Annotated in this window: 1 protein-coding gene (cut by a window edge); it reads right to left on the bottom strand. The window is 43.2% G+C overall.

Annotated elements, in window-relative coordinates; genetic code table 11:
- Positions 1-23,405, bottom strand: partial view of a Calx-beta domain-containing protein gene (locus EZ456_RS21905; protein ID WP_131533862.1) — the 5' portion only. 6,751 nt of this gene lie to the left of the window's left edge; only the first 23,405 of its 30,156 coding nucleotides appear in the window; the start codon lies at positions 23,403-23,405; the stop codon falls past the left edge of the window.

The raw sequence follows: 23,405 nt of genomic DNA, 5'->3' as shown, positions 1-23,405 counted from the left end.
TTTACAGTTGCCGGACTCGCACCGATAGCAACATCTGCCCCTACCACGTTACTTAATCCAACAGTAAACGATTCTGGGTTTTCAATCAGGTTATCATCAATTATCGGGATAACCACATTGAATACTGTACCAGCAGGCGAATTTGGCGGGAAGGTTATGGTTCCACTGGTTGCAGTGTAATCTAATCCCGACAGGGCTGTTCCGTTTGCTGTCTTATAATCAACAGTAAAGCTATTTTGAACAGCAATATTTAAGGTAACGGATAAAGTAACGGTACCAATTGCTTCGCCAATGCTTGCCGCGTTAATCGAAATACTTACGTTAGCTGTATTAGCATCAAGAATATTAATGCTTGCAGGCGTAGTATTTACTGTAATGGCAGGATTATTCGAAGTACCCAAGGTAGCAATTACGGTTTCGATACTTTCTGCTACTGCATCAACAATTACAGGAATACTGATTGTTCCGGTAGTTAGACCCGCAGGGATAGTGATCGTTTTGGTTACAATATTGGTGTAATCGATGCCCTCTGTTGCTGTTCCGCCCAAAGTATAGGTAATCTGAGTATCGGTAGCTGATGGATTACTTAAGGTTACGATAAACGTTCCGCTAACCGGACCAGTTTCGCTACCATTAGTACCTGGGGCAATGCTGGCCACAGCGGTATCGTTATCGGTAATGGTAACATTACTTGTTGATGTCCCGATGGTTACCAATCCACCTTGAATATTGCTTAGTGCAGCACTCAAAGTTTCTGATGGCTCAACCAGATTATCATCATTAATCGGAACAGTGAACGTTAATGTTGCACCAGCTGGCGAATTTGCAGGGAACATCAATGTTCCTGTTGTAGCGGTGTAATCTAAACCAGCTGAAGCCGACCCATCTATCGTTTTATAATCAACACTGAATGAGCTTTGTACTGCTGTACTTAAAGTAACCGTAAAGGTTGCCGTTCCAGCTGCTTCATTTATTGTTGGTGTGGTAGAAATGCTTACGGTAGCTGTATTGTTATCCAGAATATTAATGGTAGCAGGATTATTATTTGCGCTAACCAGTGGGTTATTTGAAGTACCCAAAGTAACAATAACCGTTTCTGTTCCTTCTACCACTGCATCTGCCAATACCGGAATGGTAATGGTGCCTATGGTTTGACCAGCAGGAATGGTAATGGTTTTAACAATTGGGGTATAATCGTTGCCTTCAGTTGCAGTTCCACCTATCGTATAAGTAATTTGTGTATCGGTAGCAGATGGATTACTTAAGGTTACCGTAAACGTTCCATTTACCGGGCCGTTCTCATTACCATTGGTTCCGGCGGTAATGGTTGCAATTGCGGTATCGTTATCTGTAATGTTAACGGTTGCTGGTGTTGTATTTGCTGTAATAGCACTATTATTTGTCGTAGCAACCATGGTTAATACCACGGTTTCGATGCCTTCTACCAGGTCATCATTCAATACCGGTACACTCACCGTAGCAGTTGTTTGTCCTGCCAGGATAGTTACGGTTGTACCAATTGAGGTATAATCGGTTCCACCTGTAGCGGTTCCAACTACCGAATAGGTGATCTGTGTATCTGTTGTAGAAACGTTGCTCAAGCTGAAAGTAAACTGACCTGCAGTAGTAGGTTCAGCTCCATTCGTAGTAGCCGTTACAGTTACTATTGCAGCGGTATTATCTGCAATATTGATACTTGCAGGCGTATTGCTTACTGTTACCAAAGGATTGCCAGAGGTAGTTAAAGTGGCCGTTACGGTCTCTGTTCCCTCTACAATATTATCGGTTAATACCGGAATGGTAATGGTACCAGTAGTTTGTCCAGCAAGGATGGTGATGGTCTGTGTTACAATCGCAGTATAATCGCTACCTTCTGTTGCTGTTCCGCCAATAGTATAGGTAATTGTGGTTGGCTGCGATGATGGATTGCTTAAGGTTACTACAAATGTTCCATTTACAGGACCATTTTCAGCACCATTTGTTCCTGCAGCAATAGTGGCAACTGAACTATCATTATCAATAATGTTAACTGTTGCTGGTATTGTGCTTGCTGTGATGGAAGCATTATTGGTTGCAGCAGTCATGGTTAAAATAACCGTTTCCGTGCCTTCTGCAATATTATCATCCAATACTGGTACACTTACCGTCGCGCTGCTTTGTCCGGCAGGGATGGTCACCATTGTTCCGGTTGAGCTATAATCGCTGGCACTAATAGCTGTTCCAGTTACGATATAGCTAATCTGTGTATCGGTATTAGCTACATTGCTTAAGGTAAAGGTAAACAAACCTGGTGTTGCAGGTTCTGCACCATTCGTTGTAGCAGTCACGGTTACGGTAGCGGTAGTATTATCAGTAATATTAATACTTGCAGGTGTATTGCTTACAGTTACCAGCGGATTGCCCGAGTTGGTTAAAGTTGCAATTACGGTTTCGGTTTCCTCTACAATATTATCGGTTAATACAGGGATGGTTATAATTCCAGTGGTCTGTCCGGCTGGAATGGTTATGGTTTTCGTTACGATCGTACTGTAATCACTTCCTTCTGTAGCCGTTCCACCCAAAGTGTAGGTTAAGGTTGTTGGTTGAGAAGACGGATTACTTAGTGTAACTGTAAATGTACCGTTTGAAGGTCCATTTTCGTTACCCGGTGTGCCTGCAGTAATGGTGGCTACTGAAGTATCATTATCCGTAATATTAACTGTTGCAGGAGCCGTACTAGCTATAATTGAAGGATTATTTGTAACAGCTGTCATGGTCAAAATAACGGTTTCAGTTCCTTCTGCAATGTTATCATTCAATACCGGTACACTTACAGTTGCGGTTGTTTGTCCGGCAGGAATGGTTATGGTAGCCCCTATTGCGGTATAATCTAATTCACTTGTAGCAGTTCCACCAACACTGTATGTAATCTGTGTATCTGTTGTAGATACATTACTCAACGTGAAGGTAAACAAACCTGGTGTGGTTGGCTCTGCGCCATCGGTTGTTGCCGTTACAGATACTGTTGCTGTGGTATTGTCGGTAATATTGATGGTTGCAGGCATATTGCTTACCGTTACCAATGGATTTCCAGAAGTAGTTAATGTGGCCATTACGGTTTCTGTTCCCTCCACTATAACATCGGTTAATACCGGAATAGTAATGGTTGCTGTGGTTTGTCCAGCCGGGATAATAATGGTTTTTGTTATGGTGGTGTAATCGCTTCCTTCAGTTGCAGTTCCAGCTAAAGTGTAGGTAAGCTGTGTATCTGCTGATGATGGATTACTTAAAGTTACCGTAAATGTTCCGTTTATTGGGCCGTTCTCATTACCTGGTGTTCCGGTAGTAATCGTGGCTACCGAAGCATCATTATCAACAATAGTTGCTGTTGCTGAGGCATTGCTAATTAACACCACACCACCAGTAATATTGCTTAATGTTGCACTAAAAGTTTCAGCTGGTTCAGCAATATTATCATTGTTGATCGGAACCGTAAAGGTTAACTTATCTCCAGCTGCAGAATTTGCAGGGAAGCTTAAAGTTCCAACCTTTGTGGTATAATCAGCTCCTACAATTGCAGTCCCGTCAGCTGTTGTATAATCAACAGTAAATGCATTTTGGACTGCATTATTTAAGGTTACCGTAAAGGTTGCTGTTCCATCGGCCTCGTTAACCGTAGGTGTAGTCGAAATACTTATACTTGCCGTATTGGCATCAAGGATATTGATCGATGCAGCTGTGGTACTAAAACTTACCGATGGATTGCTTGAGCTAGCCAAAGTTGCTATAACGGTTTCAATACTTTCGCTAACAGCATCCACCAATACCGGGATGGTGATGGTTCCTGTAGTCTGACCTGCAGGAATGGTAATGGTTTTGGTTACAATGGCCGAGTAATCACTTCCTTCGGTTGCTGTTCCGCCCAAAGTATAGGTAATCTGCGTATCGGTTGAAGATGGATTGCTTAACGTTACAGTGAATGTTCCGTTTACCGGACCAGTTTCATCGCCGTTTAAACCTGCAGTAATGGTAGCTATCGAAGTATCGTTGTCGATAATAGTTACCGCAGCGGTACTGGTTGCAATGCTTACCAATCCTCCAGTAACATTACTTATTGTTCCATTGAAAGTTTCATTTGGTTCAACAAGGTTATCGTTATTAACCGGAACGCTAAAAGTTAAAGTTGCTCCTGCAGCAGATCCGGCAGGGAAAGTTAATGTTCCACTTGTGCTGGTATAATCTAATCCTACGCCAGCAGTTGCGGTGCTATTGGTGGTCGCATAATCAACTGTAAATGCGCTCTGAACTGCGGCACTTAAAGTAACGGTGAATGTTGCTGTTCCATCCGCTTCGTTTATACTGGTTGGTGTTGCCGAAATACTTACTGTAGCGGCATTATTATCCAGTATGTTGATGGTTGCAGGCGTATTGCTTACCGTTACCAATGGATTTCCTGATGTTGCTAATGTAGCAATCACGGTTTCTGTTCCTTCCACTACTGCATCGGTTAACACCGGAATGGTAATCGTTCCGGTAGTTGAACCCGCAGGAATGGTAATGGTTTTAGTTACGATTGCAGCATAATCACTGCCTTCGGTTGCTGTTCCATTTAAAGTATAGGTAATCTGCGTATCTGTTGAAGATGGATTACTTAAGGTTACTGTGAATGTACCATTTACAGGCCCGTTTTCGTTTCCGGCTATGCCCGCTGTAATTGTTGCAGCTGAGCTATCATTATCGGTAATGTTTACGGTTGCAGGTACTGTGCTTGCCGTAATTGAAGCATTATTGGTTGCAGCGGTCATGGTTAAGATTACCGTTTCGGTACCTTCCGCAATATTATCTTCCAACACTGGTACAGATACCGCAACCGTAGTTTGTCCGGCCGGAATGGTTACCGTATTACCGATTGAAGTATAATCTGCTCCACTGCTTGCTGATCCACTTACCGAATATGTAATCTGGGTATCTGTTGTTGATACATTGCTTAAGGTAAAAGTAAACTGACCAGGCGCGGTTGGTTCGGCACCATCGGCACTTGCAGCAACTGTTACTGTAGCAGTTGTATTATCGGTAATGTTAATGCTTGCCGGGATATTGCTTACCGTAACAGCAGTATTATTACTCGCGGTTAATGTAGCCACTACAGTTTCAATACCTTCTACCAGTACATCGGTTAATACCGGAATAGTAATGGTTCCAGTAGTTTGACCTGCAGGGATAGTGATTGTTTTGGTTACAATATTACTGTAATCTGCACCTTCGGTAGCTGTTCCGCTTAAGGTGTAGGTAAGCTGCGTATCGGTTGCAGATGGATTACTCAAGGTTACGGTATAGGTTCCGTTTACCGGTCCGTTTTCGTTTCCATTTGTAGCCGCGGTAATGGTAGCTACCGACGTATCATTATCTGTGATGGTAACTGTAGCGATACTGGTTGCAATGGTTACCAGGCTTCCTGTTACATTACTGATGGTGGCGTTAATGGTTTCGTTAGGCTCAACAATATTATCGTTCGTAATCGGAACGGTAAAGGTTAAAGTAGCACCTGCCAACGATCCCGCAGGAAAATTTAAGGTACTTGTTGCTGCAGTATAATCGCTGCCTGCAATAGCGGTACCATTAGAAGTAGCATAATCGACGCTAAAACCTGCCTGAACCGCATTACTTAAGGTTACGGTATAGGTGGCGGTTCCTGCTGCTTCATCGATACTGGTTGGCGTGGCAGAGATACTCACCGTAGCCACATCGTTGTCGTTAATGGTTCCAATTCCTTCGGCCTGTGTAATGCCAACCGGAGCGGTAGCAGCACTTAAGATTACTTTGAAAGTTTCTGTACTTTCAGTAATGTTATCATTTGTTATCGGAATAAGAATGGTTTGTGTTGCACCAGAAACAGATCCGGCAGGGAAAGTAACTACACCTGTTTGAGCGGCATAATCGGCCCCTGCGATTGCTGAATTATCAGTAGTTGCATAATTGATCGAAAGGGCATCTTGTACATTTCCGGTCAATGTTACAGTGAAGGTCATATTACCAACGTTTTCTAAAGCAGAAACACTGTTAATGGCTACACTTGCAGCATCATCGTCGGTAATACTCGCCGTTCCTGTTGCCCCTGCTACAGGAATAGTTACTGCCGATCCGGCACTTATACTGTTCAACGTTACCGTGAAGTTTTCGCTACTTTCGGTAATGGCATCATTAATAACTGGGATATTGAAAGTCTGCGTAGCACCGTTAACAGACCCAGCAGGGAAAGTTACACTGCCTGTTGTTGCCGTATAATCAGACCCAGCTAATGCCGTTCCATTTGCAGTTGAATAATTCACCGTAAATGCATCCTGAACGTTACCTGTTAAGGTTACCGTAAATGTTGCATTACCTGCATTTTCTACCAACGATATACTGTTGATTGCTACCGTTGCCTGATCGTTATCGGCAATATTTACCGTTGCAGGAATGGTACTTGCCGTAATGGCTGGATTGTTTGTTGCGGCCACCATGGTTAAAATAACCGTTTCTGTTGCCTCTACAAAAGTATCATCCTGTACCAGCACTTGTACAGTTTTGCCGGTTTGCCCAGCAGGGATAGTTACCGTTGTACCAAGCGAAGTATAATCTGCTCCGCTGCTTGCAGTTCCGCTTACCGTAAATGCAACCTGTGTATCGGTTGTAGCTGCATTACTTAACGTGAAGGTAAACAAACCTGGCGTACCTGGTTCAGCACCATCATTCGTGGCGGCTACGGTTATCGTTGCCGTTGTATTATCGGTAATATTAATCGTTGCCGTTTTATCAGCAGGGATTGGCGAAACGGTTACCAATGCACTGGCTGTAGACACCAATGTTGCCACAACTGTTTCTGTTCCTTCAACCAATAAATCGGTTTTAACTGGAATAGTGATGGTTCCGGTAGTCTGTCCTGCCGGGATAATAATCGTTTTGCTTATTGTTGTATAATCACTTCCCTCTGTTGCAGTACCGCCTAGCGAATAGGTGATCTCTGTATCAGTTGAAGATGGATTACTTAAGGTTACCGTAAAGGTTCCGTTTACAGGTCCGTTTTCGTTACCTGATGTTCCTGTTGTAATCGCTACCGTTGCAGCATCGTTATCTATGATGGTAGCGGTGGCAGTTGCATTGCTGATAATGACTACACCTCCGGTAATTCCAAATAAAGTAGCGGTAAAGGTTTCGGATGCTTCAGCAATAACATCGTTGTTTATCGGAACGGTAAAAGTTAATGTACTTCCTGCCGCAGCATTTGCCGGGAAGTTTAATGTTCCGGTAGTAGCGGTATAATCTAAACCTGCCAAAGCAGTGCCATTGGCTGTGCTGTAATTTACACTAAACGGATTTTGAACCGCATTATTCAGGGTAACGGTAAAGGTTGCCGTACCAGCTGTTTCATTAATGGTAGGCGTAGTAGAAATACTGATACTTGCCGTATTGGCATCAATAATATTGATACTTGCTGGTGTTGTATTTACGGTTACCGCATTGTTCGAAGTTGTTAATGTAGCAATTACCGTTTCTGTATTTTCGGTAACAGCATCAGGCTGAACATCAAGGGTAATGGTTCCTGTAGTTTGACCAGCAGGAATAGTGATGGTTTTGGTTACCACCGTTGAATAGTCAGTTCCTTCACTTGCCGTTCCACCTAAAGTATAGGTAAGTTCTGTATCGGTTGATGCCGGATTACTTAAGGTTACCACAAAGGTTCCTTTTATTGGTCCGGTTTCGTTACCGTTTACACCTGCAGCAATGGTAGCAACAGAAGTATCGTTATCAGTAATAGTTACCGGAGCAATTGCAGTCCCGATGGTTACCAATCCACCTGTTACACCAGTTAATGTTCCATTAAAGGTTTCGCTCGGCTCAACAATATTATCGTTATTAATTGGAACGGTAAATGTTAAGGTAGCACCCGCCGCAGAATTTGCAGGGAAGTTTAATGTTCCGCTCGTAGCAGTATAATCCAATCCGGCAATTGCCGTTCCGTTTGTTGTGCTATAAGTAACATCAAATGCACTTTGAACGGCATTGCTTAAAGTCACCGTAAATGTTGCAGTTCCAGCGGCCTCATCAATACTAGTTGGTGTGGCCGAAATACTAACCGTAGCGGTATTGTTATCAAGGATATTAATGGTCGCTGTTTTATCAGCGAGCACTGGGGTAATGCTTACTAAAGCACTGTTAGAAGAAACAAGATTTGCAATAACGGTTTCGGTTCCTTCTACTGTTAAATCAGTTTTAACAGGTATAATAATGGTTCCAGTGGTTTGCCCAGCAGGAATAGTAATTGTTTTAGTTACAATAGCATCGTAATCTGTTCCTTCTATTGCTGTTCCAGCTAAGGTGTAGGTAATCTGAGTATCCGTTGATGATGGATTGCTTAACGATACCGTAAATGTTCCGTTTACAGGGCCATTTTCATTCCCTGTAGTTCCTGCAGTAATAGTTGCAATTGAGTTATCATTATCGGTAATGGTTGCAGTAGCTGTTCCAGTAGCAATGGTTACCAAACCGCCTGTTGCATTGCTTAATGTTGCAGAGAAAGTTTCACCTAACTCTACCAGATTATCGTTCGTAATCGCAACGGTAAAGGTTTGAGTTGCTCCTGCAGCTGATCCGGCTGGGAAAGTAATGGTTCCGTTTTTAGCGGTATAATCTGTCCCTGCGGTGGCCGTACCGTTTGCAGTAGTATAATCTACCGTAAATGCGTTTTGAATAGCATTGCTTAAGGTTACGGTAAAAATAGCTGTTCCGGCGGCTTCATCGTAACTGCTTGGTGTTGCCGAAATGCTTACAGTTGCGGCATCATTATCGGTAATGGTAGCTGTTCCAGTTGCTGTAGCAATAGTAACCGGCCCGGTTATTCCCGATAATGTAGCCGTGAAGGTTTCACTGGTTTCGGTAATGTTATCATTGATTACTGGAACGGTAAAAGTTTGCGTAGCGCCATTTACCGATCCTGCCGGGAAGGTAACCGTTCCTGTAGTTGTGGTATAATCGCCCGGTTGAACTGCTGTGCCATCGGCAGTAGCAAAATTAACAGTGAAGCTGTTCTGTACTGAACCGGTTAAGGTTACTGTGAAGGTGGCTAAACCACCGGTTATGTTTTCTACAACAGAAATATTGTTGATGGCAACAGAAGCGTTATCATTATCAACAATTGATGTGCTTACACTTGCATTGCCTAAAGATGCCGGACCGGTAATCGATCCGATAGAAACCGTATAATCTTCGGTAGTTTCAAGGATATTATCATCAACTATGGTAACAGGGAAAGTGATGGTACCACTCGCCGCTCCAACAACCGACCCTGCCGGGAAAGTAATAGTCGAACTACTAAAGCTATAATCTGCAGCATTTGTGGTATTCGGTGTTATTCCAGTTACCACCGTTACAGGCGATGCCAAGGTTGTTCCTGCTGTTCCGGTAAGGGTAACCGTATAATTAACAGCACCTGCATTTTCGTTAACTGACGCAGGTCCTGACAATACTACAGTTGGATAAATGCTCACATTAACCGTAATCGGATCACTTACTACCCCATCAGCCGTTGTTAAGGTATAGGTATAGCTATCTGTTCCGGTGTAACCTGCATTTGGTGTATAGGTAACTTTTCCGGTTGCATCAACGGTTGTTGTACCATGCGCTCCATTCCCGGCTAATACAGTTGTATTGGTAGCTGTTGCGCCATCGTTGGCTTTAACATCGGTAGTAACCGGTGTGTTTACCAGGGTATTTGCGTTATCGGTTAGTCCTACTGGTTTAATTGAAATGATAAAAGTTTGTGCTGCACTTTGGTCTACACCGCCATTTGCAGTGCCTCCATTATCGTTTAATACCACAGTTACCGTAACCTTGCCTGCAAAGTTTCCTGAAGGCGTGTAGGTTAGATTTCCTGAAGCATCTATAGCAGGTTGTACCGTAAACGAAGTGCTGCTGTTATTGCTTAGCACAAAGTTTACCGTTTGGCTTGCAACTTCATCAGCCGGACCAGCCACTATAGCTGTAGCCCAGTTATTTACCGCTTGCGCACCAGCATTCGCATTCACTAGCTGATCTGCTCCTTTTACAAATGAAGGTGCATCATTTATTGGATTCACCGTTATGGTCAAAGTACTGTTTACAGCGCCTCCATTACCATCACTTACGGTATAAGTAATGGCCGGCACTGTACCATTATAATTGGCTACAGGCACAAAAACATAACTTCCATCGGCATTAAGGGTAATGGTACCAACACCAGCAATCAGGTTTGAAGAACCAGGAGCATAATCAACACCTGCAATACTGTATTTAGTTATGATTAAGGTATTATTGTCTATATCTGTATCGTTGTTCAATACGCCATTTGCAGCTGTAACGGTTAGGGTTACATCCTCGTTGGTTGTTTTGGTGTCGGCAACTAAAACCGGATCGCTATTTACAGCGGTTACTCCGGCTGATGCTTTATTGTTATTGGTAATAGGATCATTTTGTGCTCCAGAAATTGTGGCCGTTGTGTTATAATCGGTTCCTAATTTCACGGTTGCGGTAATGGTTAACACGCTACTTGTGCCGCTATTTAAGTTACCAACTGTCCACACACCTGTAGATTGATTATAGGTTCCTTGTGCTGCCGAGGCCGATACGAACTGATATCCGGCTGGTAATAAATCGGCAACGCTTACTCCTGTTGCATCACTTGGACCATTGTTACCTGCTGTTATGGTAAATACCGCATTTTGGCCAACTTTTAAGAAGGCATTAGCAACGGTATTGATTACATAAAGGTCGGTACTGGTTTGGATTGTTGTTGTTACCGTTGCCGATGTTGCAGGGCTTGTTCCTGCTTCAACAGGCGTAGCTACAGCTGCATTGGCTAAACTGCCTGTTGCACCTGAAGGGATAACACCTTTTATAGAAATGCTTACCGCATTGGTTGATCCAGCAGGAATATTAGCCGTTAATGAAACCGAATTCCCTGTTCCGGTACTTCCCGAAGTTACAGTTGCAGTTCCAGCCGTACTGGTTGTCCAGCTTACATTTTGGATTCCTGATGGTACCGCATCTGTAATTACAGATGCCAAGGCATCACTGGTACTGGTGTTTCTTACGGTAACAATATATTCTATTTCAGCACCTGCATTTGCAGTAGCTGGTCCGGTTTTAATAATTTCAAGTACCGGCACTCTGCTTACCACTGTGTTTGCAGTAGCAGATGAGGCCACAGCGCCAGCTTCTGATGGTGTAGCTGTTGCCGTATTCGCCAATGTACCTGTATAATTTGCCGGAACTTTTCCGCTTACCGAAATCGTGAAACCATTGCCATTGCCTGCATTAATATCGCCCGTTACCGAAATGGTATTTCCGGTAACACTGCTATTGGCAATAGTAGCATTACCAGTAGTGCTTGCTGTAATTGTAACGTTTGTAATTGTAGCCGGTACAACATCAGCTACACTTAAGTTTACAGCATTACCTGTTCCTTCGTTGCTTACATTAATCAGGTAGTTGATGTTATTGCCCGCTGTTAAGGTTGCAGGGCCTACCTTGCTAATTTTCAATATTGGTTTTCTGCTTACCGTAGTTACCACTGCTGCAGAAGTAACCGGTGTGCTGCCAGCTTCTGATGGGGTAATTGTTGCAGAATTAGAAATCGTACCAGCGAATGAACTGGCTATTGTTCCTTTAATATTGATGATGACCACATCATTTGTACCTGCCGGGATGTTAGCATTTACATTGATTGAATTGGTATTTCCCGAATTTCCAGAGTTTACAATTGCATTACCCTGAGCCGTAGCTGTCCACTGAACATTGGTTAAATTATTCGAAACAGCATCTGTAATTACGGAGTTCAGCGCTGTACTTGGCCCATTATTCCGAATGCTGATCTGGTAATTGATTTCCTCTCCAGCCAAAGCAGTTGTTGGACCACTTTTCGTGATTACCGGACTAACCATTGCCGAAACAGTAGTTGTTGCACTAGCTGTTTTAGCCGCAACACCAGGTTCTGATGGCGTTGCTGAAGCGTTATTAACAATGGTGCCAACATAAGTTGGATTAATGGTTCCAGTTATTACGATGTTGATTACTCCACCTACCGGAACACTTACAGCGGCAGAAACATTATTTGTTGTGCCAGAGGCCGTTCCATTAACTACAGCCCCATTACTAGCCGTTGCGGTCCATTGCACATTGCTAATATCAGCTGGAACCACATCAGCAATAGTGGTATTTAAGGCATCTGATGGACCTGTATTGGTTAATTTTAAAGTATAGGTAATCTGTTGTCCGCTTGATGCTGTTGTAGGTGCAGATTTAGAAAGCGCCAAACCTGGTGTTTTCTGTAGTACCGTAGTTACAGGCGTAGAAACCACAGGTGGGTTACCTGGTTCTGCAGGTGTAGCGGTAGCAGTATTTACAATGTTTGCAGTTGCATTAGAAGCAACAAGACCATTCACGGTAATTAATATTTTTGAGTTTCCGCCTGCTAAAATATTTCCGGTTACCGATAATGCATTTCCGGTTCCGGTAGCTCCTGCACTTACAGTTGCGCCATTGGTAACTGTTGTACTCCAGGTTACATTTTGTATAGCTGCTGGAACTGCATCGGTAATTACTGTACCAGTGGCATTACTTGGGCCAGCATTGCTTACTTCAATGGTATAGCTTATCGGTAAACCAGCACTTAAAGTTGCAGGTCCCGATTTAATTACGCTTAAATTGGTTTGTTTAGCCACTACCGTGGTAACTGTTGGCGAATTTACCGGAGTTCCGGCTGCACCAATTTTTGCCGATGCTGTATTTAATATATTTCCAGCGAAAGCAGGATTTATGGTTCCAACAACATTGATGGTAATGGAATTGCCCGAAGCAAAAGGAATATTTCCAACTACCGCTACTGTATTTCCGCTTCCGGTTGTACCTGAGGTAATTGAAGTTGTACCATTTGCTACAGCTGTCCAGCTTACGTTGGTAATATCTGCAGGGATTACATCGGCAATATTTACTGCTGTTGCATCACTTGGGCCATTATTACTAACCGTAAGGGTATAATTGATCTGTGTTCCAGAAGCAGCAGTGCTTGGACCACTTTTTTGCACCACTAAACTAGGTGAATTTACCACAGTTGTATTTACCGCTGATGAATTGTTTGTGGTATTAAAATCTGTTATTCCAGCCTGTAAAGTTACCGTTGCAGTATTAGTCAAAGTTGATGCAGCGGTATTGGATGGCACCTTTCCACTCACCAAAATGGTAATGAAATTTGTACTTCCTGCATTTATATCTGCACCAACAGAAATGTTATTTCCGTTGCCTGTTGCTGGTCCGGTTATGGTGGCAGTTCCACTGGCAGTTGCCGACCAGCTTACATTTGTAATGCCTGCCGGTACCACATCTGCAATCGTTAATCCGCTAACATCAACAGGACCATTATTAACTACTTTAATCGCATAGCTAATATTTTCTCCGGCAGATATGGTTTGAGGACCAGTTTTGCTGATTGCAATATCTGTTGATTTATTGATGCTTGTGGTAACAGAACTTTGTTTAATATCACTAGCGGTTACTTCAACCGTATTGGTAAACACCGCTCTGGCTGTTTGTTTGATAATACCATTCACAGTAATGGTAATCGTTCCTGTTCCTGAATTAATATTTCCTTTTGTTGATATTGAGTTTGATGATCCTGAAGTTGTACCTGTAACTGTAGCACCTGCGGTAGCTACTGCAGTCCAGCTGTTTACCTGTACATCTACAGGTACATTATCAGTGATAAAGGCATTGGTAATATTTCCAGCTCCTGTGTTATTAATCACAATAGTATAGGTTATCGGATCGCCGATATTCGCATTTGCGGGACCAGATTTCGAAACCCTGAATACTGGATCGTTATCTACAGTTGTTACTTTTGTTGAAGTATTATCAGAAAGATCGGGATCGGTAATACCCGCAGCTACAGTTGCTGTTGCTGTGTTTGTAATCGTATTGCCCTGCGTTAATGCTGGGTTTACCGTTCCGGTAATGTTAACCAGAATAAGTCCGGTTGTTGGTATGGTAGCGTTAAAACTGATGCTCCTTGTGGTTCCACTGGCTGCGGTTGATGTTGCACCGCCTGAGGCCACCACATTCCAGCTTATACCACTTATAATTTCAGTTGGTATGTTATCGAGTATTGCGGTTGTGGTAGCCGTACTTGGTCCATCGTTTACAATACGCAAGGTATAGGAAATTACTTCTCCTGCCCCAACGTTTGCGGGACCAGATTTTGTAATACGCACATTTGCTTTTCTTGTAGTAGTGGTGGTAACGGTACTGCTTGCTGGTGTTAAATCGGTTACACCTACTGGAGGAGTTGCCGTTGCAGTATTAGAAATACTGGTGGTTAGCGTTGGCGAAATCCTGCCAGTAATGGTAATGATAATTTTATCGGCTGCATTTGCCGTAAGGTTACCTGTAATATCAATATTTCCTGAACCACTACCTACACTAGCCGTTGCTGCACCTTGCGTAGCAACCGTCCAGGTTGGTGTTAAGAAGTTTGCATCAAAGGTATCCACAATTCTTGCTGCCGTAACATCACCAGGCCCGGCATTGGATACTGTAATGGTATAACTTACCTGCTCTCCTGCAACTGCTGTTGTAGGTCCGGTTTTTTCTATTCTTAAATCAGCTTGTTTTGTTACTGCAGAGGTAACGGTATTTGAGGTCACTACCGCATTACCTGCCTCTGATGGTGTTACGGTAGCCGAATTTGATAAAGAGGTACCTGCAAATGCGGCATTTACCTTACCTATAATGATTACATTAATGGCGTTTGCAGCTCCGGCTGGAATATTTCCGGTAATGCTTAAATTATTTCCTGTTCCGGATGCACCTAAACTAATACTTGCAGTACCCGTAACAGCCGCCGACCAGCTTACATTAGTAATTCCACTTGGAATATTATCTGCAATTACTGCAGCAACCGCATTACTAGGGCCCGCATTTTTGATGCTTAACGTATAGGTTATATTTTCGCCAGCATTAACAGACGAAGGTCCGGCTTTAACGATGGTAATTGCACTTTTATTAGAAATAGTAGTACTTACCGCATTTGAATTAACAGGGGCTATGCCTGCCTCTGTAGGTGTTGCCACCGCCTGATTAGTAATGGTTACATTACTTTGGCCTGCAGCAATTGTTCCTGTGGCAGTTATGGTCACTTTATTTGCAGTACCTACTTTTAAGTTACTGGTTAAACTTACATTTCCACTACCTGAAGCTACGCTTACAGTAGATGTTCCCAAAGGCACCGCAGTCCAGGTTACCCCTGTTAACTGTGTTGGGATAACATCTGTAATACTTAAATTGCTGGCATTAGAAGGTCCGTTATTAATGGCTTCAATAATATAAGTAACCGTTTCGCCCGATTTGGCCGTTGCTGGTCCGGTTTTAGTTAAGCTAATTGATGGTAATTTCCCTACCGAGGTAGTTACTGTATTGGATGTTTTAGCCGTTGCGCCACTCTCTGCTGGTGTAACGGTAGCGCTATTTGCAATACTTGTTGCTGCAGTACCTGCATCTACAGTTCCTGTAACAGTAATTACAATTTTATTTGCTGCTCCTGCCGGAATATCACCTGTTACACTTACTGCATTTGTATTTCCTGTGGCGCCTGCAGTAACCGCAGCTGTTCCCGAAACTGAAGTAGTCCATGATGGGTTTAAAATACTTGCAGGAATGGCATCGGTAATTACTGATGCATTTGCATTGGCCGTACCTTGGTTGGTAACGGTAATGGTATAACTGATCTGTTCGCCAGCGTTAATAGATGCTGGTCCACTTTTTTGTATTGCTAAAACCGGAATTTTGCTGACAGTTGTATTAATGGTTGATATTGCAGGTGTTGTTCCGCTTTCTGATGGTGTAGCTGTTGCAGTGTTAGCTAAATTACCGTTTAATGCAGCACTAACCTTACCTGTAATGGTTACTGTGATGTGGTTTGCACTTCCTGCAGGTACATTGCCCGTAATTGCAACAGTATTTCCAGTACCAGTTGCGCCAGTTAATACCTGCGCAGCGCCCGTGGCAGTAGCCGTCCAGGTTACATTGCTAATCTGATTGGAAACTGCATCAGCTATGCTTAAATTTTGTGCATCAGCAGTGCTGGTATTAAATACATCCAATGTATAGGTGATGTTCTCTCCTGCTATTAATGCCGTAGGACCATTTTTAGTAATTGCAATTGTTGGTGTTCTATTAACCGTTGTATTCGTTGTTGATGACGGAGAAAGACTTCCGCTTTCAGTTGCAGTAACTGTGGCGGTATTACTTAATGCACCGTTAAATGCAGGATTTACTTTTCCGCTAATGGTAACAATTACTTTATTTGCCGCCCCTGCTGGGATTGTTACTCCTGTTTGCAAGCTATTGCCGCTGCCAGTTGCGCCAGCATTTATTACTGCGGTTCCTTGAACAGTTGATGTCCAGGTAGGACTTAAAACCTGAGCAGAAATCGCATCATTTAATATTGCATTGATGGCATCGCTTGGGCCGTTATTTCCTATTTCTATGGTATAGCTAATGTTGGCTCCAGAAATTAGAGTTGAAGGAGCACTCTTTAATACCGTTAAACCCGATTTGGTAGTTAACGAAGTGTTAACTGGGCTCGAAGTGATTGGAGATACGCCATTTTCAGCTGGTGTAACAGTGGCTGTATTGGTAATATTACCCGATGCATTGCTCGCTATTTTTCCAGATATAGTAATCTGAACTGTACTGTTGGCCTGGAAACTTCCGGTTAAACTTAGGTTATTACCTGTACCCGTTGCCCCGGCAGATATAGTCGCTGTTCCGGCCGTTACGGCACTTGTCCAACTTGCATTGGTTATCGATGCTGGTATGGCATCTGTGATTACTGTATTTAGACTATTCGATGGACCCGTATTTTTTATGGTTATCGAATAAACAATGTTGTTACCTGCAATGGCGGTACTTGGACCGCTCTTCGTAATGGTGAATACCGGTTTTCTACTTACCGAAGTTATGGCCTGGGCATTTACAGGAGTACTTCCACTTTCCTGCGGTGTCGCAGTAGCGGTGTTGGTAATGTTGCCATCAAAATCTGGTTTAATGGTACCGGTAACATTGATGATGATTTTGTTTGCTGCCCCTGCCGGGATATTACCAGTAAGATTGATAGTATTTCCAGTACCAGTTGCACCTGTAGTTACTGTAGCTGTACCCAATACCTGACTCGTATACGTAACATTTGTTAAAGAAGCAGGGACAATATCAGCCAATTGTACACCTGTTGCATTACTTGGACCATTGTTGGCAATCTGAATCTGATAGGTAAGTGTATTTCCTGCAGTTTCTGATGATACGGCAGTTTTTGAAATCGTAACACCAGATGTACTGGTAATGTTCGAGTTTACACTCGAGGTACTTCCTGTTCCCTGTGGTTCTGCCGGAGTTACCGTTGCAGTATTGGTAATGCTTCCTGTTGCACCTGGATTTACGGCACCCTGGATCGTTACATTTATGGCATTCGCACTTCCTGCCGGGATATTAACTTTTAAATTAACGGTATTTCCACTCCCTGATGCACCTGTGGTAACAGCAGCAGTACCTTCAGTGGTACTGGTCCAGGTTACCCCTTGTATGCTATTAGGTACGGCATCGGTAATATCGGCGTTTATGGCATTACTGCTTCCGTTATTTACAATTCTTAAAGTATAAGTTACTGCCGAACCAGCTGTTAAACCTGAAGATCCTGTTTTGGTAATGGCAAGTACTGGTCTGGCATTTATAGTGGTATTATTGGTAGCTGTATTATTTGTAGTATTCGGATCGGTTATACCCGCTGGAGGGGTTAAAGTTACCGTATTGCTTAAACTTCCTGTTGCAGCAACACCTACTGTTCCGGTTATAGTTAAGGTTGCCGATTGTCCATTGCTTAAAGTTAAGCCTGCCCAGTTTCCATTTGTGCTGGTATAGGTTCCCGATGAAGTGTTGTAATTCGTTGCAGTAAAACCAGCAGGTAAAGCATCTACTACTTTAACTATATCTGTGTTTAATAACTGGCTGGTTCCATTATTGGTAAGTGTAATGGTGTAGGTTAGCGCTTCGCCTGCAATTACCGGATTTGGTGTTGAGGTTTTTGCGATAGCAAAATCTATCGAACGATTTATGGTTGTTGCATCTGTTGCCGTGTTATTACCTGTATTCGTATCGGTTGTTCCTGATGGGGCGGTAACTGTTGCCGAGTTATTTAAGGTTCCACTTGCATTCGCGGCAACGGTTCCAGCGATGGTTAATGTAGTAGATTGACCGTTGCTTAAAGTTAAGCCCGTCCAATTTCCATTTGTTTGGTTATAGGTTCCTGCAGCAGCAGTAAAAGTTGTTGCGGTAAATCCTGCCGGAAGGTTATCTACTACATTTACAACATCAGTTGAAAGTAGGGCGCTGCTTCCGTTATTGGTTAAAGTAATGGTATAGGTTAATGCTCCACCAGCTACAACTGGTTTTGGTGATGCTGTTTTTGCAAGCACTAAATCAACCTGTCTGTTAATGGTTGTATTATCTGTTTGGCTATTATTGGTCAAATTCGGATCAACCGCGCCCGTTGGTGCAGCTACACTTGCACTGTTACTAATGGTACCTGTTGCAGTTGCAGCCAGTGTACCCGCAATAGTTAAAGTTGCATTTTGTCCCGTGGCTAAAGTTAATCCTGTCCAATTGCCACTTGTACTCGTAAAAGCACCTGTTGAAGCAGCATAGGTATTTGCAGTAAATCCGGCTGGAAGATTATCGGTAATCTTCACCACATCTGTAGATCTTAAAGTGCTTGGACCGTTATTGCCTAATGTTATGGTATAGGTTAAAGCATTACCTGCAATAGCTGGTTTCGGCGATGCAGTTTTAGTTAAGGATAAATCAACTGAAAGAACCGGAACTATATTGGTTATGGAGGTCGAATTATTTGCAGGTGTTGGGTCAGTTTCTGTACCTGTAATATTTGCATCGTTGCCATAGTTGGCCGCGGTGGCATTGGCATTAACCGTAGCAATAATGCTTAATGTTTGCGAAGATGTGCTATTTAAAGCACCAATGGTCCAAATACCTGTGGTTGCATTATAGGTCCCTGTTCCTGGCGTTGCACTTACAAAGGTATAGCCTGATTTTAATAAATCATTTACCTGTACACCTGTTGCATTGCTTGGCCCGTTATTGATTGCAGTAATGGTAAAGGTTACATTTTCGCCAACTGTAGGATTTGTTTTATTTACTGTTTTAACAATTTGCAAATCAGTACTTTCAGTATAAGTAATTAAAACATCATCGGTAGAAGCGGTACAAGGAGAACTTGTGATTGTCCAACGTAAAGTAGCAGCGGTATTTTTTGCAATCGTTACAGTAGTATTACGGTTTGTAGGCGTAGTGATAGTGGCCGATCCAGTAACAAGTGTCCAAACACCAGTGCCCGAGGTTGGCGCATTTCCCTGTAAAGTAAATGTTCCAGAATTGTATTGTGTTTGATCAGCACCTGCATTAGCCGTTGTTGGCAATGCACTCACACTTATCGTTACCGGAGATGATGGCACAGATGAACAGGCTGTTGCAGCAGTAGAAACAGTTGTTCTTCTGTATAAAGTTGTAGTGGTTAAAACAGGAGGTTGGAAGGTTGCTCCATTTGCACCCGCAATAGCTGCCCATGTTGTTCCATTGGTAGAATTTTCCCAAATATAACTAATGGTACCCGAGCCTGTTCCATCAGCTACCGAAGTTAAAGCTGTTGGTTGAGTATTTGTACAAATCGACTGATTGCTGCCAATAGATCCGGCAGTTACAATACCCTGAACGGTTACTGTAAAAGTAAATGTATTACCCGAACATCCATTGGCAATTGGTGTTACTGTAAAGGTAACCACTTGCGCCGAACCTGTTGTATTGGTTAAAGTTCCGGTAACACTTGTACCTGAACCGCTACTTACGATTCCCGTTACGTTAGTATTATTATCCCTTACCCAGGTATAACTTGTTGCCCCACTAAAATTAACGGTAGCAATAGATGCACCACTACAAATATTCTGACTTACTGGTGTTGCCGATCCCGTTGGCAATGCATTTACTGTAACCGTAACGGCAGGTGTTATGGCTTCAGCACAAGCACCGCTTTTAACCCTAACCCTATAATAAGTAGTTGCTGTTAAAACACCTGGTGTTATCGAAGTTAAATTTTCCGTTCCTGCAATATCCGTCCAGGTACTGTTATTTGGAGAAGATTGCCAAAAAACAACATTACCAGTTTGACCACTTATAGACAATGCTGTTGGTGCAGTATTAAAACAAATGCTTTGTGCACCATTCACTGTACCAGCAACTGTTGTTGGACTCTGGTTAAGCACTACTGTTCCGGATGCAGTTCCAGAACAGGTAGCATTTCTAACAGAAACTAAAGAGTAAGTACCTGCTTGTGTTGGTACGATGGTAACACTAGTCGCCGCACTACTCTGCTCCGTGGAAACCAAACCTGAAGGATCTCTGTAGGTATAAAGCCATGGACCAGTTCCTGTAAACGCAATATTCAGCGTTGGTAATGCTGTCCCGGTACAAACTGTTGACGAACTTCCAACAGTACCATTAATACTTAATGTACCAGTAGGCAGTATACTGTTATTAGTTAAAACTAAATCTGATGTACTGGTACAAGTACCATTGGTTATCGTCCAACGAGCGGTAACAGGCGAACCATTTCTTACCCCCACCACCGTTGCATTTGGCTGGTTCGGGTTATTAAGCGTAGCAAAGCCACCTGTATTTACGGTAAGGCTCCATTGCCCGGTACCTAATGTTGGGGTATTACCAGTAATAAAAAATGTACCGTCGTTACAGGCCGTACCTCCAGAAGTAATTGATGAGCTGGCCGTAGTTGGATTGGCATAAAGTAAAACAGTCGAATTACTTCCCCCACTTACCGATGCCGTATTAGACCAATTGCCAGATGGCTGTACTGTAGTTGCAGTTGCAGTAATGGTAAAAGAGGTCGTTTGTCCGGTGGTAAGACCAGTACCTGAGTTATAGGCAAAGGTATAAGTTGTACCTACATTCGAACGTGTCCAGGGAGCAGTTGTTCCGGTTGAACTTACAAAAGTCATTCCCATAGGAATTACATCCGTTACCGAAAATGTATTTAGGGTAGTAGCACCTTCATTTTTAACCGTAATGGTATAAGTAGCATTACTGCCAGTAGCAATACAGGTTGGACTAACGGTTTTTAAGATTGATATATTGGGTTTGGTTAAGAGTAAATCTTCATCTGTTAAAGCAGGATTGTAATTGCTTCCACCAACTGTTCCACCGGTTTCGTAAGTTGTATTTGTTCCTCCTATGGCAAAGGATGCAGGAGAAATTAACCGACTCGGATTTGCAGCAGTACGTGTGGGATCAAGGTAAGTTACCTGGGCCGGATTGCTGTAAGTACCTGCAGCTGTTGCGGCTGGGATAGTAACTGTTAGTTGAATTGTTGCCGAGGTTCCAGCTGGAATATTAAAATTTCCTAATACTGGAGCGGTAGCTGTGCCACTATTTGTTACCGTAACCACGGTTGATGGACTAGTAGAATAAACGATCGTGGCTGATAAGAATGTTAAGCCTGCAGGTAGCTGATCATTTATCCGAACGCCTTCTGCACCGCCACCTGTATTGTTAATATTGATGGTATAAACAGTGGTAGAACCAGCTGGCACCGAAACTGTTGGATTGGTTCGAGACTTAGTAATAACCAGATTTGGTAAACATGTTGAACTTACACCTTGCAACTCCGGAGGTAAATCATTAAAAGTGAACTGATTCACCACGCCTGGCGTCGAACCATCTGTTGCACCATAAGGAACATTAGAATTTACATTTCCAGCCTGTGTAACTCCATTATTTGTTCTTCCACTCAAACCACCTGCAGTAGTAGTCGTTACGGTTGCATTGGGAATTTTATAGTGGATTACACCACCACCACCACCACCACCAGGACCATGCGCTGTTGTAGTAAAAGAATTTCCGCCGTTACCACCTTTTGCCTGAATGGTTAAGTTAGCTGTTGGACTTGGGTTAGCCACATTGATAAATATTGTACCGCCGGCACCACCACCACCTGCACCATCTGCAGCATTACCCAAACCACCTGCTTCACCTCTCCCTCCATTGGCCAGGATAGTTCCTGTTCCTTCAATTTTATTGGCTGTAATGAGGATAATACCTCCACCAACACCACCTCTCACACCATTAGTTGCATTATTGGCATCTCCGGCACCTCCACCACCTCCAAGAAATAATCTGTTTAGTGCATAAGGAACTGTAGAACCTTGCCGGCCACCCGTAAGTGTATTGTCTCCAGTTGCACCAACCCAAGCCCATCCGCCTAATCCACCAGCAGAGCCGTTACCACCACCGCCTCCGCCTGCATTGTGCACGTTACCCCCACCACCGGCATTACCCGGGGCACCACGGCCATAATCTCCATTTGGATACCCCTGAACTCCGTTATCTACCTGATTATAACCATCCCACATAAAACGGGGTGTACCCACAATTCCTTCTCCCTTAGTACTTGCCAAGGAAGGATCTGTGGTGACGTATAAACTTTCTTGCCTATTTAATATGGCCCTAGGCAATAAATAACCACCACGAAATCCCGTTGCACTCGCATCAATTACACGACCGTTCACGGTCAGCGTTCCGGCAACATCGATCGCAATTAACCCCCCAGCTTTACCATTCCAGGGAATAGTCTTAATATCAGTGGTCATGGTTAGATTCGAATACTGCATTAAACGCACAATCTGGAAACGTCTTTGTCCCTTAGTAGCAGTTGCATCCGAATTGACATAACTATTTACCAATCCACCACCTGTACCAGCACCTTTAAATTGTAAGGTTCCGCCAGCTGTTGTGATATCATTAAGTGCCACCACGTACTCGTAGCGACCAGCAGTAACTGTTCCGGTATAGCCAGAGCCATCATTGGCAGCCACTCCCGACCCATAAGATGATGTATTCGTTGTATTGGCATCTGCGCCCTGCATCTGGATGATCAACAACAAATTACCTTTGGTAATCTGCGTATTGCCAAAAGAAAATACAGTACTCCCTACAGTAAATGAACCAGGTACAGGATCTAATTCTAAAGAGGTACTGCCCGAATTTAAGGTTACACTTCCCGCCTTTGATGGATAAAACGTATTCGCTGCAGTACTTAAATTTCCAGCCCCGTCTGCACCTGGTGTTGCACATACAGGCGTTTGTGCATTGGAAACAAAGGCACAAAAAAGCAATGTTACAATAACAAACCATGCGCAACTGATGCGACTAAATTGTTTCGTTAAATTAATTTTCTGACCAAAAAAGATGTGCGAATAGCGGGATGGAGAGTGTAAATTTTTATTCAT

The sequence above is a fragment of the Pedobacter psychrodurus genome (assembly GCF_004331735.1).
In the GTDB taxonomy this organism is placed as follows: domain Bacteria; phylum Bacteroidota; class Bacteroidia; order Sphingobacteriales; family Sphingobacteriaceae; genus Pedobacter; species Pedobacter psychrodurus.
Note: the sequence above shows the minus strand (reverse complement) of the source record. Positions and strands in the feature narration are given on the sequence as shown.